This is a genomic window from Gordonia prachuapensis, assembly GCF_036350515.1.
GTDB lineage: Bacteria > Actinomycetota > Actinomycetes > Mycobacteriales > Mycobacteriaceae > Gordonia > Gordonia prachuapensis.
The window spans coordinates 79,344-98,306 of the sequence record NZ_JAZDUE010000013.1 but is presented as its reverse complement, the minus strand read 5'-3'; the positions used below and the strand labels follow the sequence as shown (position 1 = coordinate 98,306).

Below are 18,963 nucleotides of genomic sequence, written 5' to 3'. Positions count from 1 at the left end.
CCTCAGTCATTCGTCGGTGTCGTGGATGGGATGGAGCGCGACGACATCGATGCGGCGGCCGTCCATCTGTGTCACGGTCGCGCGCCAGGGTCTGTCGCTGCCGGGCAGGGATTCGTCCTCGTCCTCGTCGTCGGACTCGGTGACAGGAGTACGGATCGGCAGGTCGACGACGTCGCCGACCTCCGGAATGCGCCCCAGCGAGAACATCACGAGTCCGCCGAGCGTGTCATAGGAACCTTCGGGCGCGCGGTACCCGGTCGCGTCGGCGACCTCGTCGATCCGCAGCAGACCCGAGCACAGGAAGCCGTCGCCGTCGGTGGCGACGTCGGCGCGCTCCTGGTCGTGTTCGTCGGTGACGTCACCGAGGATCTCCTCGATCAGATCCTCGGTGGTGACGATTCCGGCGGCGCCACCGTACTCGTCGATGACCACGCACAGTTCCATCCCGTCGGCGCGGATGCGTTCCATCAGGGCATCGCCGTCCAGACTCGCGGGCACGCGCGGCACACCACGGGCGATGGAGGACACCGTCGTCTGCGAGGCATGCTCGGGTGCGATGGTGAAGGCCTGCTTGATGTGGACGACGCCGACCAGGTCGTCGAGGTCGCCGTCGATCACGACCGGGAAGCGCGAGTGACCGGTGCGGGATGACGCCATGACGAGGTCGCGGATGGAGTCGTCGAGGTCGAGACATTCGACCGTCACCCGCGGCGTCATCAGGTCCTCGGCGGTCAGTTCACCGAATTTCAGCGACCGGTCGACCAGCGCCGCGGTACCCGCGTCGAGCGATCCCTGCCGCGCCGAGTTGCGCACCAGCGACACCAGTTCCTGAGGGGAGCGCGCCGACCGCAGCTCCTCGGCGGGTTCGATCCCCAGGCGTCGCACCACCCAGTTGGCGGACCCGTTGAGACCGTCGATCGCCCAGCGGAACATCGCGGAGAACAGTGTCATCGGACCGGCCGTGGCACGCGCGACGGCCAGCGGCTTGGCGATGGCGAGGTTCTTCGGGATCAGTTCGCCGAGCACCATCGACAACGACGTGGCGATGATCAGCGCGAGCGCCAATGACACACCTCCGGCGACCGAATCGCTCACCCCGAGACCGGTCAGCGCCGGCGTGAAGATCCGAGCCAGCACGGGTTCGGCGATGTAACCGGTGATCAGGGTGGTGATCGTGATGCCCAGTTGCGCACCGGACAGCTGGAACGACAGTGTGCTGTGAGCACGCTGCACGAGCCGTGACCGACGATCGTCGCGGGTCTCCACGTCGTCGGAGATCGTCGACCGCTCGAGGGCTGTCAGCGAGAACTCCGCCGCGACGAACAACGCCGTGCCCAGGGTCAGTGCGACGAAACCGACGAGACTGCCGACGAGGAGGAGGATCTCCAATCGTCACCACCCGCCCGGGAGCGGACGCCCTTCGGCGAAACCGGCCGCCGACTGCACCCCGAGCACAACGTTCTCGTGCATCTCCCGCAGGGTGCGGGCCCCGGTGTAGGTGGCGGTGCTCCGAACCCCCGAACAGATGTGGTCGATGAGGTCCTCCACGGATGGGCGCTCCGGGTCCAGCCGGATCCGTGAGGTCGAGATCCCTTCCTCGAACAGCGATTTGCGGGCGCGGTCGTAGGCGCCGTCGGTCGCCGACCGGGCGGCGACGGCGCGTTTGGACGCCATCCCGAAGCTCACCTTGTACAGGCCACCGGCGTCCTGCTGCAGGTCACCGGGCGACTCGTAGGTTCCGGCGAACCACGACCCGATCATCACGTTGGAGGCGCCCGCGGCAATGGCCAGCGCGACATCGCGTGGGTGCCGGACACCGCCGTCGGCCCACACATGGGCACCGCGGGTCCGCGCGATCTCGGCGCACTCGGCGACGGCGGAGAACTGGGGACGTCCGACCCCGGTCATCATGCGGGTGGTGCACATCGCACCGGGCCCGACCCCCACCTTCACGATGGAGGCACCGGCGTCGATCAGGTCGGCCGCACCCTGGGCGGAGACCACGTTCCCGGCCGCGATCGGCACGCCCGGGTCGGCGGCAGCGACCGCCTCCAGCGCGGTGAGCATCTTCTCCTGGTGGCCGTGGGCGGTGTCGATGACGAGCAGGTCGGCACCCGCCGCGGCGAGCGCCTTGGCCTTGCCGACCACATCACCGTTGATCCCGACCGCCGCAGCGATGCGCAGACGGCCCGCGTCGTCGACGTTGGGCCGATAGATCCCGTGGCGCAGCGCGCCCAGTCGGGTCAGGACGCCCGCCAGTCGCCCATCGGCGTCGACGAGCACCGCCAGCCCGAGGTGCATGTCCCCGAGGGCGTCGAAGACCTCGCGCGGGGCCGTCTCGACGGGCAGAGTGACGATATCCGGGTCGAGCACGTCACGAACGCGCGCAAATCGGTCGACGTCGTGGCAGCGCTTCTCCGTGACCACGCCGATCGGCCGGCCGTCCTCGATGACGACGGCCCCACCGTGGGCCCGTTTCGGGATCAACGCCAGCGCGTCGGAGACCGAACTCTCGGGAGTCAGGGTCACCGGCGTGTCGGCCACCAGGTGGCGGGACTTGACGTGGTCGATCGACGCCGCGACCGCCGGGATCGGCAGGTCCTGCGGCAACACGACGAGTCCCCCTCGGCGAGCCACCGTCTCGGCCATGCGCTTCCCGGCGACGGCAGTCATGTTGGCCGCCACGATCGGGATCGTGGTGCCACTGCCGTCGTCGGTCGACATGTCCACGTCGAACCGGGACGCCACATCCGACCGGTTCGGGACGATGAACAGATCGTCGTAGGTCAGGTCGTGATCGGGCGCATGGCCTTCCAGGAATCGCACGGTGTAGCCGAAGCTCCTCTCAGGCCGTCACTTCGGTCCGGTCGCCACTCCACAGTGTGTGGAAGGTGCCGGGTTTGTCGATGCGCTGATAGGTGTGCGCGCCGAAGAAGTCACGCAGCCCCTGCGTGAGGGCGGCCGGCAGTCGCTCGCTGCGCAGCGCGTCGTAATAGGCCAACGACGACGCGAACGCCGGGACCGGGATACCCATCGTGGTGGCGGTGGCGACCACGCGCCGCCAGCTGTCCACCGCGTCCTCGACGGCCTTACGGAAGTACGGCGCGAGCAGCAGGCTGGGCAGCTCGGGGTTCTCGGCGTATGCGTCGCGGATGCGGTTGAGGAACTTGGCCCGGATGATGCAGCCACCGCGCCAGATCGTCGCGAGATCACCGGGCGCGACGTCCCAGCCGTACTCCGCGCTGCCGGCGGCGATCTGGTCGAAGCCCTGTGCGTAGGCGACGACCTTCGAGGCGTACAGCGCCTTGTTGATGTCGTCGACGAAGGTCTTGGTATCCGTCGGCGCAGCGGCGAGGGTGCCCGATTCCAGGCCTTGGGCCTGCTTGCGTTGGTCGGTCGCGCTCGACAGTGCGCGCGCGAACACCGCCTCGGCGATGCCGGTCGTCGGGATTCCGAGGTCGAGGGCGGATTTCACGGTCCACCGGCCCGTGCCCTTCTGGCCTGCGGCGTCGACGATCACGTCGACCAGCGGCTTGCCGGTCTCGGCGTCGACCTGGGAGAGCACCTCGGCGGTGATCTCCACCAGATAGCTGTCGAGGTCACCGGAGTTCCACTCGCGGAAGACATCTGCGATCTCGGCGACCGGGAGGTCGAGCGCCTTGCGCATGAGGTCGTAGGCCTCGCCGATCAACTGCATGTCGGCGTACTCGATGCCGTTGTGCACCATTTTCACGAAATGCCCCGAGCCATCGGGGCCGATGTGGGTGCAGCACGGCTCACCATCGACATGTGCCGAGATGGACTCGAGCATCGGCCCGAGCGACTTGTAGGACTCGGCCGGTCCGCCCGGCATGATGGACGGTCCGTTGAGTGCACCCTCCTCGCCGCCGGAGATGCCCGCACCGACGAAGTGCAGTCCGCGCTCCGCGAGGGCGCGCTCACGACGGATCGTGTCGGTGTAGAGGGCGTTGCCGCCGTCGATGATGATGTCGCCGGGCTCCATCGCCGACGCCAGTTCCTCGATCACGGCGTCCGTGGCGGCGCCGGCCTTGACCATGATGAGGACCCGCCGCGGCCGCTCGAGCGCCGCGACGAACTCCTCGACCGTCTCGGTGCGGATGAATGTTCCCTCCGTACCGTGTTGCTCGATCAGCGCGTCCGTCTTCGCGATGCTCCGATTGTGCAGGGCCACCGTGTAGCCCTTGTGCGCGAAGTTGCGGGCGATGTTCGAGCCCATGACGGCCAGCCCGGTGACGCCGATCTGGGCCTTGGTCGAGTCGGTGGATTCAGTGCCGGTGGAGGCGGCGGAAGTCGTCATGGCATCAAGCCTATTGCGTCCACCGCGATGTCACGACCGGGAGGGGCCACGACCGGGGGAGTATCGCAAGCGGGGCGGAGATCGCCTCCAACGGCCCGGCGGGTCATGCAGCGGAGATCAGCCGGCTGAGTTCGGTCAGCCACGGGATCGCGACGGCGAGCGTCGGCACCACCAGGATGGTCGCGGCGGCGGCATAGGCGACCGCGGCGAGCAGCAGGGTCGGTCGTTCATCACGGAGTCGACGTACCCGGGCGAGCGTCGTCGGGCCGCCGACGGCCATCGCACCGCGTGGGGCGACCGCATCGGCGCAGGCGACGAGTGCGCGGCCCAGGGTGGTCGGTGCGGTGGCACGGACTGCCTGGTCGTCGGCGAGGGATTCCACCAGGAGCTCGACTGCGCCGAGTGCCGAACGACTGCGCACGACCCGCGGGAATGCCTCATGCAGGGCGATGAAGGCCTCGAGGACGAGGTCGTGTCGGGCCCGCAGGTGAGCGCGTTCGTGGGCGAGCACAGCGGTGAGCTCCTCGCGGGTGAGCCGTGCGACGACCCCTTCACTGACAACGACCCGTTGACGCAGTCCGGGTAGGCAGTACGCCAGCGGTTGTTGGACGTCGATCATCCGGACGTCCCGGCCGAAGAGTGGATTCGAGGCGTCGCTGTGATCGCAACGATCGAGGATGTCGATGAGCTGGCGATGAGCGTGTCGCCGGGCGCGGGTCCGGACGCCGACCCGGATCACCGTGTACATCAGCCGGGCCCCGACCATGAGCGTCAGCGCGAACACGCCGACGAGGGTGAGCCACAGCGGGAATCCGAGGCGGTCGATCTCGTGCAGGGGATTGGTGGTCGGCGCCCCGTCGGGGCCGGGAGCGAGCAGGTTCGCCGCGATCGCCAGCCCGCAACTGAAGGCGGACAGGACGCCGGCGAGCGCGATGGCCTGCCACAACGTCATCGCTGCCCGGGGGGCTCGGACCGGCCACGAGGCGCGGGACAGAGCCTCCGCGGCGGGGCCGACCAGCACCAGGGTCAGGATGCCGAAGAAGAGCGCGGTCATCGAAAACGTCCTCGGGTGGGCTGTGTGCGTGGGCTAGAGCGAATCGATGTGGTCGTGGTTGGGGCGAATCTAACCTGCCTCGCCGGCTCCGCGGGCGGCTTCGAGCTCGTCGAGGGCGTGCCGCAATGCCGCGGCCTCGTCGGCGCCGACCCGGCCGACGAACGACACGAGTGCCGCGTGTCGCGACCCGGGGGCCTCGGCTTCGCTGAGTGCATCGACCATCAGGCTCGCGACGAGATCCTCGCGTGGGTGGGTGGGTACGTACTTGTGCGCGCGGTCGTCGCGGATCTGGGTCACCAGGTTCTTCTTCGCCAGCCGCTGCAGCACCGTCATGACCGTTGTGTACGCCAAGGACCGGTCCTGGGACAAGGTCTCGTGGACCTGACGCACCGTCTGGGGGGTGGAGCTCTCCCACAAGGTGTCCATGACTGCTCGTTCGAGGTCGCCCAGCCCATTCATTCTTCGCATTTTACTTTCGCTTTCCCTGCCCGTGTACGTCGGCCATCGGCCGGTCGTGAATCAGTTCCGAACCACCCTTGACAACATTGGTAAGGCTACCCTACATTCAATGTCACGTCGGACCGCGCGAGAGTCCTGAGGGCTGCAGAGACCCCCGGTCCACGTCGCGACAGGCCCCACGTTGCAAACGCAACGTGGGGCCTGTCGGTTCCCCGGGGTCCGATCGTGGATGTACCTCGCTACACGCAGCGACGACGTGCGTGCCACTCTCTTCGTTATGAGCGTGGACAACGAAGAGCTGATCAAGGACACCTTCGGACGTGGCTTCGACGCCGCACTTGGGCTGGAACTGACCGACGTCACGGCCGATCTCGTGGCCGGCACGGTGGACATGTCCGCCAAGCATCACCAGCCGTTCGGCATCGTCCACGGCGGCGTGTACTGCGCCCTGGCCGAGGGGACCGCCAGCATCGGTGGATTCACCTGGTTGCAGGCCAGCGGGATCGGGGGCACGGCAGTCGGGGTCAACAACAACACGGACTTCCTCCGGTCGATCAGTACCGGCACCGTCGCCGTCGAGGCGACGCCAGTGCATCGCGGACGCCGACAGCAACTGTGGCGGGTGTCCATGACGGACGCCGACGGTCGGCTGGTCGCGACGTCGCAGGTGCGGCTGCAGAACATCGCGTTGCCGGAGGGTGTCGAGCCACCTGTTCCCGCCGCCGGCGCATGACCGGCAGCGCGTCACCGGCGGGCAAGTGGGCGCAGCTCGACGAGATCCTGCGCCCCGTGGACGCCGATCTCGAGGCGAACTATCCGGGTGAGCGGGCGGAACCGCAGCCCGTGCACACCGCATATGTCAGTGCCGCCGACGTGGCGGTCGACACTCCGGCGTCATGGGGTGGACAGGCCGCGGCGCTCGCGGACGAGGCGGCGGATCTGCTCGTCGAACTCACCGGCGGCGACGAGGTGGTGGTCGATCTCGCGCGGCGGCGGCTTCGCCACAATCCGATCGAGGATCTGCGGATCGATCTCGAAGACGGCTACGGGTGGCGTCCCGACGACGTCGAGGACGGTCACGCGCGCCGGGCGGGGGAGATCCTCGCGGCCTGGACGGACATGCGTCCGCACGCACCGCGCAGCGCCGGGGTCCGGGCGAAAGGGCTCGGTGCGGCCGAACGTGCACGAGGCCTGCGCACGCTGGAACTCGTCCTCGACGGCGCCGGCGGTGTCCCCGACGGTTTCGTGTTCACCGTCCCGAAACTGCGCGACGTGCGTCAGGTCGACGCGATCAACGTCGTGTGTGCCGAGTTCGAGCGCGCGCACGGATTGCCGGCACACGCGGTCCGGTACGAACTGCAGGTGGAGATCCCGCAGGCGGTGATGAGCGCTGACGGTCGGGCCACGGTCGCCGAGGCGATTCACCGGGGAACCCCCAGGCTGTCCGGATTGCATTACGGCACCTACGATTACAGCGCTGCGTGCGGGATCGTCTCGGCGCAGCAGTCGCTCACGCATCCGGTCGCAGACCACGCCAAGGCGGTGATGCAGAGTGCGGCCGCTCAGACCGGCGTGTGGATCAGCGACGGCTCCACCCAGGTCGTACCCGTCGGCGGTCCCGACAAGGTCGAGGCGGCGATCCGGCGCCATCACGCACTCGTGCTGCGTTCGCTCGAACGTGGCTTCTATCAGGGCTGGGACATGCACCCGGGGCATCTGGCCACCCGCTGGGTCGCGGTGATCGGTTTCTTCCGGTCGGCGATGCCGACCGCCGCGCAGCGACTGCAGGCCTACTTCGACCGCACGTCCGGCGACGTCGTCGACGAACCCGCCACCGCGATGTCGTTGGCCGCGGTTCTCGATCGCGGCCTCTCGGCCGGTGCGTTCACCACCGACGAGATCGTTCAGATCGCACCACTGTGCAGCCCAGAACGATTGGACGCCTTGCGCGTCGGTGGGGGCGGACTCCCCGCCTGACCGGTCACCTCGTATCGCGTGCTCGCCGGGCGGGACTCGGCTCGGCGAGCCGGGAAGCGGCGACTCGTGGCAGGATGACCTGTACGCATCGCCGGGTCTCACGGCGTGCGCCGCCCGGGTGACTCCGGTCTGGAGAGACCGGGTCCGTGTTGCGAGGAGAGGAACTGGTGCGTCTGTCGCCGCATGAGCAGGAACGTCTGCTCATTTCCTATGCTGCAGAACTGGCTCGGCGTCGGCAGTCGCGCGGGCTGCGCCTCAACCATCCGGAAGCCGTCGCCGTGATCACCGACCATGTGCTCGAGGGCGCGCGCGACGGTCGGACGGTCGCCGAACTCATGACCTCGGGTCGCGAGGTACTCGGTCGCGCCGACGTGATGGACGGAGTGCCGGAGATGCTGCACGACGTACAGGTCGAGGCCACGTTCCCCGACGGGACCAAGCTCGTCACCGTGCACGACCCGATCGATTGACCGCGAAGGGCTGACATGTCGCGAACACAGCCGTCGGTGATCCCCGGCGAGATCCTGCCCGCCGACGGAACCATCGAACTCAACGAGGGCTCCGAGGCCATCACCCTCACGGTGGTCAACACCGGTGATCGACCGGTCCAGGTGGGGAGTCATGTGCATTTTCCACAGGCCAACGCCGCGTTGGACTTCGAGCGTGTCGCGGCCCGCGGTAAGAGACTGGACATCCCCGCGGGTACCGCGGTGCGCTTCGAGCCGGGGATCGAGATGACCGTGTCACTGGTGGATCTCGGCGGCTTGCGCGAGGTACACGGCATTTCCCTCGACCCACCAGGAAGGATCGACTGATGGCGACACTCGGCCGGGACCGCTACGCACAGCTGTTCGGACCCACGGTCGGCGACCGGATTCGTCTCGCCGACACCGGCTTGCTGATCGAGGTCACCGAAGACCGTTGCGGTGGACCGGGTCTCGCCGGTGACGAGGCGGTGTTCGGCGGCGGCAAGGTCATCCGGGAATCGATGGGTCAGAGTCGCGCCACCCGCGCCGACGGGGCGCCGGACACCTTGATCACCGGTGTCGTCATCCTCGACCACTGGGGAATCATCAAGGCCGACGTCGGGATTCGCGACGGCCGTATCATCGCGATGGGCAAGGCGGGCAACCCGGACACGATGGACGGGATCCATCCCGACCTGGTGATCGGGCCGTCGACCGAGATCATCGCGGGCAAGGGCAAGATCCTCACCGCCGGTGGGATCGACTGCCATGTCCACTTCATCTGTCCGCAGATCATGGACGAGGCGCTGGGCAACGGGATCACCACGTTGATCGGCGGCGGTACCGGGCCGGCCGAGGGCAGCAAGGCCACCACGGTCACGCCGGGGGCGTGGCACCTCGCCTCGATCCTCGCGGCCACCGACCACTGGCCGATGAACATCGCGTTGCTGGGCAAGGGCAATACGGTCTCGGTCGAGGCCATGCACGAGCAGATCCGTGCGGGCGCATCAGGTTTCAAACTGCACGAGGACTGGGGGAGCACCCCGGCGGCCATCGACGCCTGCCTGCGGGTGGCCGACGAGACCGGCGTGCAGGTGGCGCTGCACTCGGACACCCTCAACGAGGCCGGGTTCGTCGAACAGACGATCGGTGCCATCGCCGGGCGATCCATCCACGCTTATCACACCGAGGGCGCCGGCGGCGGCCACGCTCCGGACATCATGACCGTCGCATCGCACCCGAACGTGTTGCCGAGCTCCACCAACCCGACGCGACCGCACACCGTCAACACTCTCGACGAGCACCTCGACATGCTGATGGTGTGCCATCACCTCAATCCGACCGTGCCGGAGGATCTCGCGTTCGCGGAGAGCAGGATCCGGCCGTCGACCATCGCTGCGGAGGACCTGCTGCACGATCTCGGCGCGATCTCGATGATCGGCTCCGACTCGCAGGCGATGGGCCGGATCGGCGAGGTGGTGTTGCGGACCTGGCAGACCGCACATGTCATGAAGGCCAAACGCGGCGCACTGTCGGGCGACGACGCGGCCGACAACAACCGGGCGCGCCGGTACATCGCGAAGTACACGATCTGCCCGGCCGTCGCGCACGGCTTCGACTCCGAGATCGGATCGGTCGAGAACGGCAAGCTGGCCGACCTGGTGCTGTGGGATCCGGCCTTCTTCGGCGTGCGACCCGACCTCGTCATCAAGGGCGGCGCGATCGCGTGGGCGTCGATGGGCGACGCGAACGCCAGCATCCCGACCCCGCAGCCGACTCTTCCGCGGCCGATGTTCGGAGCCGCGCCGAAGGCCGCCGCCGCCACCTCGGTGAGCTTCGTGGCCCAGGGCGGCCTCGACGCCGGGCTCGAGGAGGCGCTCGGGCTGGATCGGCGGCTCGTCGCGGTGACCGACACCCGCCGGGTCGGCAAGGCCGACATGGTCAACAATTCGGCCACCCCGGAGATCCTGATCGAGCCGGACACGTTCACCGTGCGGGTCGACGGCGAGGTGTGGGACAGCGAACCGGTCGCCGAACTGCCGATGGCGCAGCGGTACTTCCTCTTCTGAGCCTCCAGGCTTCGACACCGATGAGACAGCGAACATGATCCCCGCATCTCCCGACATGCACTCGCAGCTGGCAATGATGTTGACGCTCGCCGATTCCCGGTTACCGGTCGGCGGGCATGTCCACTCCGGCGGCGTCGAACAGGCCATCGCCGACCGGGTGGTCGTCGACGCGGCGAGTCTCGCGACGTTCGTGCACCGCAGGATCGCCACGAGTGGACTCGTCGCCGCGTCCGTCGCGGCCGCCGTCGCGGACGGGACCCTCGAGGTCGCCGACGCACAGCAGGAGACCGACGCCCGAACTCCGTCGGCGGCGGCACGCCGAGCGTCGTACGCGCAGGGCCGTGGGATGCTCCGCCTGGCCCGCCGGTTGTGGCCCGACCACGACTGGAGCCCCCACGCTCCGCAGACCCATCTGCCGGTGATCTCCGGGTCCGTCGGACGGGTCAGCCGGCTGTCGGGTTTCCACACCGCCCTGGTCCTCGTGTACACGACGATGAGCGGCGCCGCGACGGCAGGTCAGCGCCTCCTGGCACTCGACCCCGCCGATGTCGCGGTGGTCATCGCCGACCTCGGCGGCGAATGCGAACGCATCGCCGCCGCCGCGGCGGTGGAACTCGCCGATCTGTCGGATCCGACGCTCGACGTCTTCGCCGAACGACACGAACGGCGCGACATGCCACTCTTCGTCTCGTGACAAGACGCGCCCACCTAGGGACGAAACCAGCGGTACAACAACCGTTTTCATGATATTGAGCATCACCGAACGACTCGAGAGGACGACGACATGCCCCCGCATCTCATCGATGGAGAGCCCCACGGCCACGATCATTCCCGGCCACGGCGTCATCGCGAACCCGGAGAGGCCCTGCGCATCGGGATCGGGGGCCCGGTGGGCTCCGGCAAGACCGCACTGGTCGCCGCACTCTGCCGTCAGTTGCGCGACGAACTCTCGGTCGCGGTGCTGACGAACGACATCTACACCACCGAGGACGCGGACTTCCTGCGGCGCAATGCCGTCCTACCCGACGAGCGCATCACCGCCGTGCAGACGGGAGGATGTCCGCACACCGCGATCCGTGACGACATCACCGCCAACCTCGACGCCATCGACGATCTGGTGGCGGCCAATCCGCCACTGGATCTGATCCTCGTGGAATCCGGTGGCGACAACCTCACCGCGACGTTCTCGACCGGGCTGATCGACGTGCAGATCTTCGTCATCGACGTCGCCGGTGGTGACAAGGTGCCCCGCAAGGGCGGACCGGGCGTCACCTACTCGGATCTGCTGGTCATCAACAAGACCGACCTGGCCCAGCAGGTGCGGGCCGATCTGGGGGTCATGGGCTCGGATGCGGAGCGGGTCCGCGAGGGCCGCCCGACCGCGATGATCTCGCTCACCGAGGATCCTGCCGCCACCGATGTCCTCGCCTGGGTGCGTGCGCAGCTCGCCGAGGTCGCGGTCACCGGCTGACGTGCACACCGAGATCGACATCGTGGCCCGGCCGGGCCGTTCACCGCGGGTGCACGCGGTCGGCGGTCTGGCCGTGCGACAGACCGCAGCCCAGACCGTGCACCTGATCAGTACCGCGGCCACACCGCTCGGCGGGGACTCGATCATGGTTCGGGTCCGGGTGGAGGACGGCGCCGTCCTCCACCTCAAGACCGTGGCCGCGACCCTCGCACTGCCGGCGCTCGACCGGCTCGATTCACGGATGGACTGGGTGATCGAGGTGGGCGCCGGAGCGCGGCTGCATCTCGACCCACAGCCCACCGTCGTGGCGGGCGGCGCCGAACATCACACGTTCACGACGGTGTCGGCCGACCCCGAATCGACGCTGACGATCGCCGAGCACGCTCAGCTCGGTCGTTCCGCCGAACGTGTCGAACACCGCGCTCGCGCGCGATGGCAGGGCGCCCTGCACGTCGACATCGGGACGTCGAGAATGCTGCGGCATCGGCTCGTTCTCGGCGGGCCGGCCACGTCCGGACACCGGGCGGTGAGCAGTGTGCTGCGCTACCCGGACGCGCGGCCGGCGGCCGTGTCTGCCGACGCCTACGCGGGACGCCTCGAGCTGGCCCGTCCGGACGGCGTGGGACCGGCTACGCTCACGACCGCACTCGGGGCCTCGGCCCACCAGACCAGCACACTGACCGACGACCTCGATGTCGCATCCCTGATCAGCAGGTGATCTCCGGATGCAGGAGGTCGCGCCCTCAGCCGGCTTCCGCCTCGGCCTTGGCCTCGGATTCCGACGAGGGCACGGACGTCGACCCCGGCGCTCGGGTCGACGGGATCGCGTCCGTCGCCTCGGCGATCGCCTCCTCGGGTGACTTGCCCTCCATCGCCGACAGTGCGCCGAGCGCGGTGCGCGCGTACACCTGCTGTTCGGTGACCGCGAGCTGGGTGCGGCCACGCGTGCTGAAAGCGAAGAACCAGTTGATCAACGTGTTCAACCGGTTGCGGAATCCCACGAGATACACCAGGTGCAGTGCCAGCCAGCCGAGCCACGCGAAGTAACCCTCGGTCTCGAACTTCTTCTTCATGCCGGGAACCGGCACCTGCATGACAGCGCTGAACCGCGAGATCGTCGCCATCGAGCCCTTGTCGAAATAGCTGAACGGTTTCCGCTGCTCCTGGGTCTGGCCGTGCAGGCCGGCCTTGATCGCGTCGGCCGCGTACCGGCCACCCTGGATGGCGCCCTGGGCGACACCGGGCACACCGTCAACCGCCATCATGTCGCCGACGACGAACACGTACGGGTTGCCCGGGATGGTGAGGTCGGGCAGCACTTTCACCCGGCCGGCCCGGTCGAGCTCGACGCCGGACTGTTCGGCGAGCTGCTGTCCCAGGGGGCTGGCCTGCACGCCGGCCGACCACACCTTGCACTGGGATTCGATCCGGCGCGTGCTGCCGTCCTTCTCCTTGACGACCAGGCCGTCGTAGTCGACGTCGACGACCATCGCGTTGAGCTGGATCTCGACGCCCATCTTCTCGAGTCGGGCGGCGGCCTTGCGGCCCAGCTTCTCGCCGAACGGCGGGAGGACCGCGGGCGCGGCGTCGAGCAGGATCACCCGCGCCTCGGTCGGATCGATGTTGCGGAAGGTGCCCTTGAGGGTTTTGTCGCTCATCTCGGCGATCTGCCCGGCGAGCTCCACGCCGGTGGGTCCGGCGCCGACGACGACGAAGGTGAGCAGCTTGGCCCGTTCCTCCGGGTCGTCGGACAGCTCGGCCTGCTCGAACGCACCGAGGATGCGGCCACGCAACTCGAGTGCATGGTCGATGGTCTTCATGCCGGGGGCGTACTCGGCGAAGTGGTCGTTGCCGAAATAGGACTGGTCGGCGCCGGCCGCGACGATGAGGCTGTCGTACGGCGTCACGGTGACGCGTTCGAGCAGCCGCGAGGTCACCGACTTGCCCTCCAGATCGATCTCGTACACATCACCGAGCAGGACCTTGATGTTCTTCTGCTTGCGCATGATGACCCGGGTCGCCGGGGCGATCTCGCCCTCGGCGATGATGCCGGTCGCGACCTGGTACAGCATCGGCTGGAACAGATGATGGGTGGTCTTCGCGATCAGGGTGATGTCGACGTCGGCCTTGGCCAGGCGTTGCGCTGCGAAGAGACCGCCGAATCCGGAACCCACGATGACGACGTGGGGGCGCGTGGTGGTCGGAGTGGGGCTGCTCATCAGAGGAACATCTCCTGTCGGTGGGCTGTGGGCTGCTGCCGCGCACCACTAACGGTAGTCAATCATCGACGAAAGGTCCGGACGAGGACCCCGGCTGTGCGCGACGGGTGTCTGCGGCCCGCCCCTCCGCCCCCGTGCCGGTGTCCGATCTGTCCGAATGTGGGCTCCGCGGCGGTCAGGCCGTGAGGCCGGCGACCGCATGACGCGGGCCGTGGGCGGCCGGGACGAGCGGAGCCCGCACCGCACGCTGCCCGGACGACCAACTCATCGTCGTCGTCTCCCAATGACTGCGCAGCAGTTCGTATTCCACCTCGCCGGCACCCGACCCGAAGACGACGTCGTCCTCGCAGAGGTGGATGGCCGACAGTCGCATGCCGATCTTCTCCATCACACGTCGGGACGCGGTGTTCGCCGACATGGTGCCGGCGAAGACTCGTTCGGCGCCGAGTTCGCGGAACGACATCGTCAGCAACGCGTGCGCTGCCTCGGTGGCCAGGCCCCGGCCCCAGTGCTCACGTTGCAACCGGTAGCTCAGTTCGAGTTCGGGCCGATGACTGTGACGCGGGGTGCGCAACGCGAACCAGCCGCGGAAGTGGTCCGTGCGACGGTCGGTGGCCGCCCACATCCCGGTGCGGTGGGCTCGACGCTCGGCCTCGGCCCGGGGTAACACCCACCCCTCGATCACCTCGCGGGGCGTCGGGGCGCCGCCACTGACGAAACGCATCACGAGCGGATCGCTGTCGAGTGCCACGAGGGCGTCGACGTCGGACACGGTGACCGGGCGTAGCCGAAGCCGAACGGTCTCCAAGATCACGATCTCCCCCTCGCGTGCAGTGCTTGCGCAGAGTCTACGGTCCGGCCGGCTCCCTTCGGGTGCATCCCACCACGTGTGTCGGGATGGACCGCACAGCGGCTCCGCGTGCTGCTCGGCAGGCCGTCGGAGTCGGCGGATAGGGTTTGCGATCGTGGCCGACGAACATCTGGATCTGTCGATTCAGCTCCGCTGGGGCGACATGGACATCAACAATCACGTCAACAACGTGCAGTTCGCGCGGATCTTCGAGGAGGCCCGGGTCCGCTCGTTCGCCTCGTGGTTTCCCGAACGTCCGGAGGGCTTCTCGATGTTGGTCGCCCGGCAGGAGATCGTGTTCACCGCCGTCCTGGACTACTCGCTGGCCCCGGTGACCGTCCGGACATGCGTCAGTCGCATCGGCACCACGTCGCTGAACCTCGCGTTGACCTTGATCGACCCGAACGGGACCACATGCGCGGTCGCCGAGACGACGATGGTGTCGGTGAACGCGCACACCGGCCGCCCCACGCCGCCGCCGGACGAGGTGCGCGCGATTCTCGAGTCGCACCTCGTGGCCGACGCCGGGTTGCCGGTGCGTTCCTGAGTCGGGCCCGAACCGATAGCCGAGAAGCAGCCGGCCGAGAAGCCGGACAGCCGAGGACCAGACAGCCGAGGAACCTGAGAGCACATGTTCCACCTCCACCGGGCCGAGCGGACCGACGCGCTGGCCGACGCACTCACGGATCTCCTTGTGACCCCACTGTCCGATCCGATGACCACCGAGGTCGTCGCGGTACCGGCGCCCGGGGTCGAGCGCTGGTTGCAGCAACGGCTGGCCACTGCACTGGGCACATCCGGACTGGGCACATCCGGACTGGGCACATCCGGACTGGGCACATCCGGCGCACACGACGGAGTCGCCGCCAACCTGGATTTCTTGTCTCCGGCAGCGCTGACGGACCGCGTTCTCGATGACGCGCTCGGCGTGGTCGATGGTCGGGGTCGTCGGCGCGACGATGACGCACCCGCCGCCCAGCGGTGGCGGCCGAGCGCGATGACCTGGCCCGTGCTCCGGGTCCTCGACGACATGGTCGACGACCCGCGCCTTGCCGTCCTCGCGCGTCACGTGGGATCCGGAGGAGCAGCCGATGACCACCGTCGCGGCCGCCGGTACGCCACCGCCCGCCAGATCGCGGGCCTCTTCGATTCGTACGGCCGGCAGCGGCCGACGATGCTCGCCGACTGGGCGTCGGGTGCGGACACCGACGGCGCCGGATCGTCGGTGCCCATCGACCTCGCATGGCAGCCCGATTTCTGGCGCGCGGTGCGCGCCGAGATCGGGATCGCCCATCCCGCGGAGACTCTCGCCGCATGCTGCGCCGCGATCCGCGAGGGCCCGGAGGTCACCGACCTGCCCGAACGGTTGTCGGTGTTCGGCCCCACCCGGGTCACCGAAACCCTCCGCCAGGTGCTCGCCGCTGTGGCGGTGCACCGCGATGTCCATCTGTTCGCGCCACACCCGAGCCCCGCGTTGTGGGCAACCATCGATGCCCTCGGTCCGTCCGGAAGCCTCCGCCGCGCCGACAACCCGGCCCCTCGGTTGTCACACCCCGTCCTCGCCGGCCTGTCCCGAGACGTCCAAGAACTGCAACGCCGCGTTTCCCCGGTCGCCGATCGCGTCGAGCATCATCCGCCGGTGTCGCCGGCTGCGCGGCCGTCGGTGCTGACGACATTGCAGACCGGCCTGGCCGACGATCTCCCGCCGCAGGCGAGCCGACCGCCGGACTCCTCGGTCGAGGTGCATTCCTGCCACGGTGCCGAACGGCAGGTCGAGGTGCTCCGTGACCGACTCCTGCACCTGTTCGCCGCCGACCCGACGCTGCAACCGCGCGATGTGTTGGTGATGTGCCCCGACGTGGAGTCCTTCGCCCCGGTGATCCGCGGGGCGTTCGGCCAGCCCGGTATCGGCCACCCGGCTTTCGAACTACGGGTCAGGCTCGCCGATCGGGGTCTTCGGCACACCAACGCCGTGCTCGACGTGATCGCCGCCGTGGTCGAACTCGCGGCCGGGCGGGTGACCGCGGGTGCGGTGCTCGACCTGCTCGGACGGGCGCCGGTGCGACGTCGGTTCGACTTCACCGACGATGACCTGGAGATCATCCGGGAATGGTTGGAGGGCAGCAACATCCGCTGGGCCATCGATGACGCGCAACGTGCCCGGTACGGATTGGCCGGCTTCGGTCAGGGCACCTTCGAGTCAGGTCTCGACCGGGTGATCCTCGGCGCAGTGGCCGAAGAGGCCGACGGCGAATGGCTCGACACCGCACTTCCCCTCGCCGGGGTCGAGAGCACCGAGATCGACCTCGCCGGTCGGTTCGACGAATTCATCGACCGTCTGTCCGCCACGCTGATCGCCCTGTCCGGAACGCACCCGTCCTCCATATGGGTGGACGCCCTCGCCCGCATCGCCGACGCGCTGGTTCGCACCGACGCGGACGAGGAATGGCAACGCGCGCAAGCGCTCCGGGCGATCGCAACCGTGTTCGAGGAAGTCTCCGCCGACGCAGGGCGCGGAGGCGGTCCGGTGGAACTGCGCCTCGGGGACATCCGGGATCTCGTCGCGGGTCTCGTCGCGGCCGCCCCGACCCGCGCCAACTTCCGGACCGGGGAGCTGACGGTCTGTTCGATGGTGCCGATGCGATCGGTTCCGCATCGGGTGATCGTGCTGCTCGGCGTGGACGGCGACGCATTCCCGCGCGCCGTACGCCAGGACGGTGACGACATCCTGGGGCGCGCCCCGCTGCTCGGCGAACGCAACCCGCGCGACGAGGACCGGCAGCTGTTCCTCGACGCGATCTGCGCCGCCGAAGAACACCTGCTCGTCTTCTACAGCGGCGCCGATCCGGTTTCTGGACAACGCATCCCACCAGCCGTGGTCGTAAGCGAACTCATCGACGCGGTGGCCGCGATCACCGGGCAGCCGGACAGCTGTCTCCGGCGGCATACGCTGCACGCTTTCGACACGCGCAACTTCCGGCCCGGTGCGGTGACCGGCATCGACGGCCCCTTCTCGTTCGATGCCGGGTTGTTCGCCGGCGCTCGCGCCTCGGCGACGACACGGGAGATCGCTCCCCGGATCGCCGACCTCCGGCTCGATGCGGCCGGCGCCGACGACATCGAGCTCACGTCGCTGGTGGCGTTCCTGACCAACCCGATCGAGGGTTTCGTCCGGCAACGGCTCGGTGCCCGGATCCCCGATGAGGAACGGCCGCACGCCGACCAATTGGACGTCTCGCTCGGACCGCTCGATCGGTGGGCGATCGGTGACCGTTTCCTCGCGAGGATGCTCGCGGGAACCGATCTCGCAACCTGTCAGGCAGCCGAGTTGCGTCGAGGGACGTTGCCGCCGTTCGCATTCGGTACGCGTGAGCTGTCCGACATCTCGGCCGACGTCGAAGCGGTTTTCGGCGCGGCGACTTCGGCGCGGGTCGGTTCCTCGTCGACGATCGACCTCGTGGTGCCATTGCCGGACGGGCGGCGACTCTACGGCACGGTGGGTGACATCTACGACGGCACCGTCGTGACCGCGACCTACTCGAAACTCCGAGCCAAGCAGCGGCTCACCGCATGGATCCGGCTGCTCGCCGTGGCAGCCGCGGGAACCGTGCCAGACGACGGTGTTCGGGCCGCCGTGGTCGTAGGTCGTCGCCCGGCCCGGTCCGGCGGCGTCGCACGATCATTGCTGGCGGTTCCGGACAACCCGATCGAAATCCTCACATCGCTGATCGCGCTACGCGACGTCGGCCTGTCGCAGGTGCTGCCACTTCCGCTCGATCCGGCCGCGGAGTTCGCCGACCACCATCGGCGCTCAGGCCGGGAGGACCGGGCCCTGCCGGCCGCGAACCGCGCCTTCGGCGGCGACTTCGGAGCCGGCACCGATCGGTATGTGCGTTTGGTGTTCGGTGGTGACGTCACCATCCCGGTCGACTTCGATGTATTGCTGCGCGAAATGATCCCGCCCACAGGTACCTGGGCCGACGGCATCGACCTGCCGGGCGAGCCGGGGGAATCCGTGTTCGGGGCACTCGCCCGCCTGGTGTGGCAACCGCTGATGGACCACGAGACGGTGACCTGAC

The 18,963-nt window shown here is 68.6% G+C and carries 17 protein-coding genes; 10 read left to right on the top strand and 7 right to left on the bottom strand.

Translation table 11 applies throughout. The annotated features are described in order from the left end of the window. Positions 1 to 6: 6 nt before the first annotated feature. The 5 genes from V1Y59_RS16150 to V1Y59_RS16130 form a co-directional block, all read right to left on the bottom strand. Positions 7 to 1,389 (bottom strand): hemolysin family protein, encoded by a 1,383-nt coding sequence (locus V1Y59_RS16150; protein ID WP_330505974.1) that lies wholly within the window; start codon positions 1,387 to 1,389, stop codon positions 7 to 9. Between the two features lie 3 nt (positions 1,390 to 1,392). Beyond that, the gene (gene guaB1 / locus V1Y59_RS16145) at positions 1,393 to 2,826 is read right to left on the bottom strand and encodes a GMP reductase (protein ID WP_330505973.1); all 1,434 of its coding nucleotides are present in this window, start codon (positions 2,824 to 2,826) and stop codon (positions 1,393 to 1,395) included. Positions 2,827 to 2,845: 19 nt separating this feature from the next. After that, entirely contained in the window at positions 2,846 to 4,318 is a 1,473-nt protein-coding gene (gene gndA, locus V1Y59_RS16140; RefSeq protein ID WP_330505972.1) for an NADP-dependent phosphogluconate dehydrogenase, read from the bottom strand. A 103-nt stretch (positions 4,319 to 4,421) separates the two neighbouring features. Continuing rightward, positions 4,422 to 5,372 carry a M56 family metallopeptidase gene (locus V1Y59_RS16135; protein WP_330505971.1) on the bottom strand — a complete coding sequence of 317 codons (951 nt, stop codon included), beginning with the start codon at positions 5,370 to 5,372 and terminating at the stop codon, positions 4,422 to 4,424. A gap of 69 nt (positions 5,373 to 5,441) precedes the next feature. Continuing rightward, a complete protein-coding gene (locus V1Y59_RS16130; RefSeq protein ID WP_330431762.1) occupies positions 5,442 to 5,840 on the bottom strand; it encodes a BlaI/MecI/CopY family transcriptional regulator in 399 nt (132 codons plus the stop codon). A 268-nt stretch (positions 5,841 to 6,108) separates the two neighbouring features. Here V1Y59_RS16130 and V1Y59_RS16125 point away from each other — a divergent pair, with 268 nt between their 5' ends. The 8 genes from V1Y59_RS16125 (at position 6,109) to V1Y59_RS16090 (ending at position 12,533) form a co-directional block, all read left to right on the top strand. Further along, entirely contained in the window at positions 6,109 to 6,564 is a 456-nt protein-coding gene (locus V1Y59_RS16125; protein ID WP_330505970.1) for a PaaI family thioesterase, read from the top strand. Next, complete coding sequence (locus V1Y59_RS16120) at positions 6,561 to 7,808, top strand: DUF6986 family protein (protein ID WP_330505969.1); 1,248 nt, start codon at positions 6,561 to 6,563, stop codon at positions 7,806 to 7,808. Before V1Y59_RS16125 ends, V1Y59_RS16120 begins: the two co-directional genes overlap by 4 nt. A gap of 167 nt (positions 7,809 to 7,975) precedes the next feature. Further along, on the top strand, positions 7,976 to 8,278 hold the full coding sequence (locus V1Y59_RS16115) for an urease subunit gamma (protein WP_330431765.1): 303 nt from the start codon (positions 7,976 to 7,978) through the stop codon (positions 8,276 to 8,278). A gap of 15 nt (positions 8,279 to 8,293) precedes the next feature. Next, a complete protein-coding gene (locus V1Y59_RS16110) occupies positions 8,294 to 8,623 on the top strand; it encodes an urease subunit beta (RefSeq protein WP_330505968.1) in 330 nt (109 codons plus the stop codon). Then, the gene (locus tag V1Y59_RS16105) at positions 8,623 to 10,344 is read left to right on the top strand and encodes an urease subunit alpha (protein ID WP_330505967.1); all 1,722 of its coding nucleotides are present in this window, start codon (positions 8,623 to 8,625) and stop codon (positions 10,342 to 10,344) included. Before V1Y59_RS16110 ends, V1Y59_RS16105 begins: the two co-directional genes overlap by 1 nt. Before the next feature lie 34 nt (positions 10,345 to 10,378). Next, positions 10,379 to 11,038 carry an urease accessory protein UreF gene (locus tag V1Y59_RS16100; RefSeq protein WP_330505966.1) on the top strand — a complete coding sequence of 220 codons (660 nt, stop codon included), beginning with the start codon at positions 10,379 to 10,381 and terminating at the stop codon, positions 11,036 to 11,038. 90 nt (positions 11,039 to 11,128) lie between these two features. Then, complete coding sequence (gene ureG, locus V1Y59_RS16095) at positions 11,129 to 11,815, top strand: urease accessory protein UreG (RefSeq protein ID WP_330431769.1); 687 nt, start codon at positions 11,129 to 11,131, stop codon at positions 11,813 to 11,815. 1 nt (position 11,816) lies between these two features. After that, positions 11,817 to 12,533 carry an urease accessory protein UreD gene (locus tag V1Y59_RS16090; protein WP_330505965.1) on the top strand — a complete coding sequence of 239 codons (717 nt, stop codon included), beginning with the start codon at positions 11,817 to 11,819 and terminating at the stop codon, positions 12,531 to 12,533. Positions 12,534 to 12,558: 25 nt separating this feature from the next. Here V1Y59_RS16090 and V1Y59_RS16085 read toward each other — a convergent pair whose 3' ends face one another. Together V1Y59_RS16085 and V1Y59_RS16080 are read right to left on the bottom strand one after the other, a co-directional pair. Next, on the bottom strand, positions 12,559 to 14,034 hold the full coding sequence (locus V1Y59_RS16085; RefSeq protein WP_330505964.1) for an NAD(P)/FAD-dependent oxidoreductase: 1,476 nt from the start codon (positions 14,032 to 14,034) through the stop codon (positions 12,559 to 12,561). A 175-nt stretch (positions 14,035 to 14,209) separates the two neighbouring features. After that, entirely contained in the window at positions 14,210 to 14,848 is a 639-nt protein-coding gene (locus V1Y59_RS16080; RefSeq protein ID WP_330505963.1) for a GNAT family N-acetyltransferase, read from the bottom strand. Between the two features lie 151 nt (positions 14,849 to 14,999). Between V1Y59_RS16080 and V1Y59_RS16075 the strand changes: the two genes are divergently transcribed. After that, positions 15,000 to 15,431, top strand: coding sequence for an acyl-CoA thioesterase (locus V1Y59_RS16075; RefSeq protein ID WP_330505962.1), 432 nt, complete (start codon positions 15,000 to 15,002; stop codon positions 15,429 to 15,431). 84 nt (positions 15,432 to 15,515) lie between these two features. Then, a complete protein-coding gene (gene recC / locus V1Y59_RS16070) occupies positions 15,516 to 18,962 on the top strand; it encodes an exodeoxyribonuclease V subunit gamma (protein ID WP_330505961.1) in 3,447 nt (1,148 codons plus the stop codon). Position 18,963: the final 1 nt, after the last annotated feature.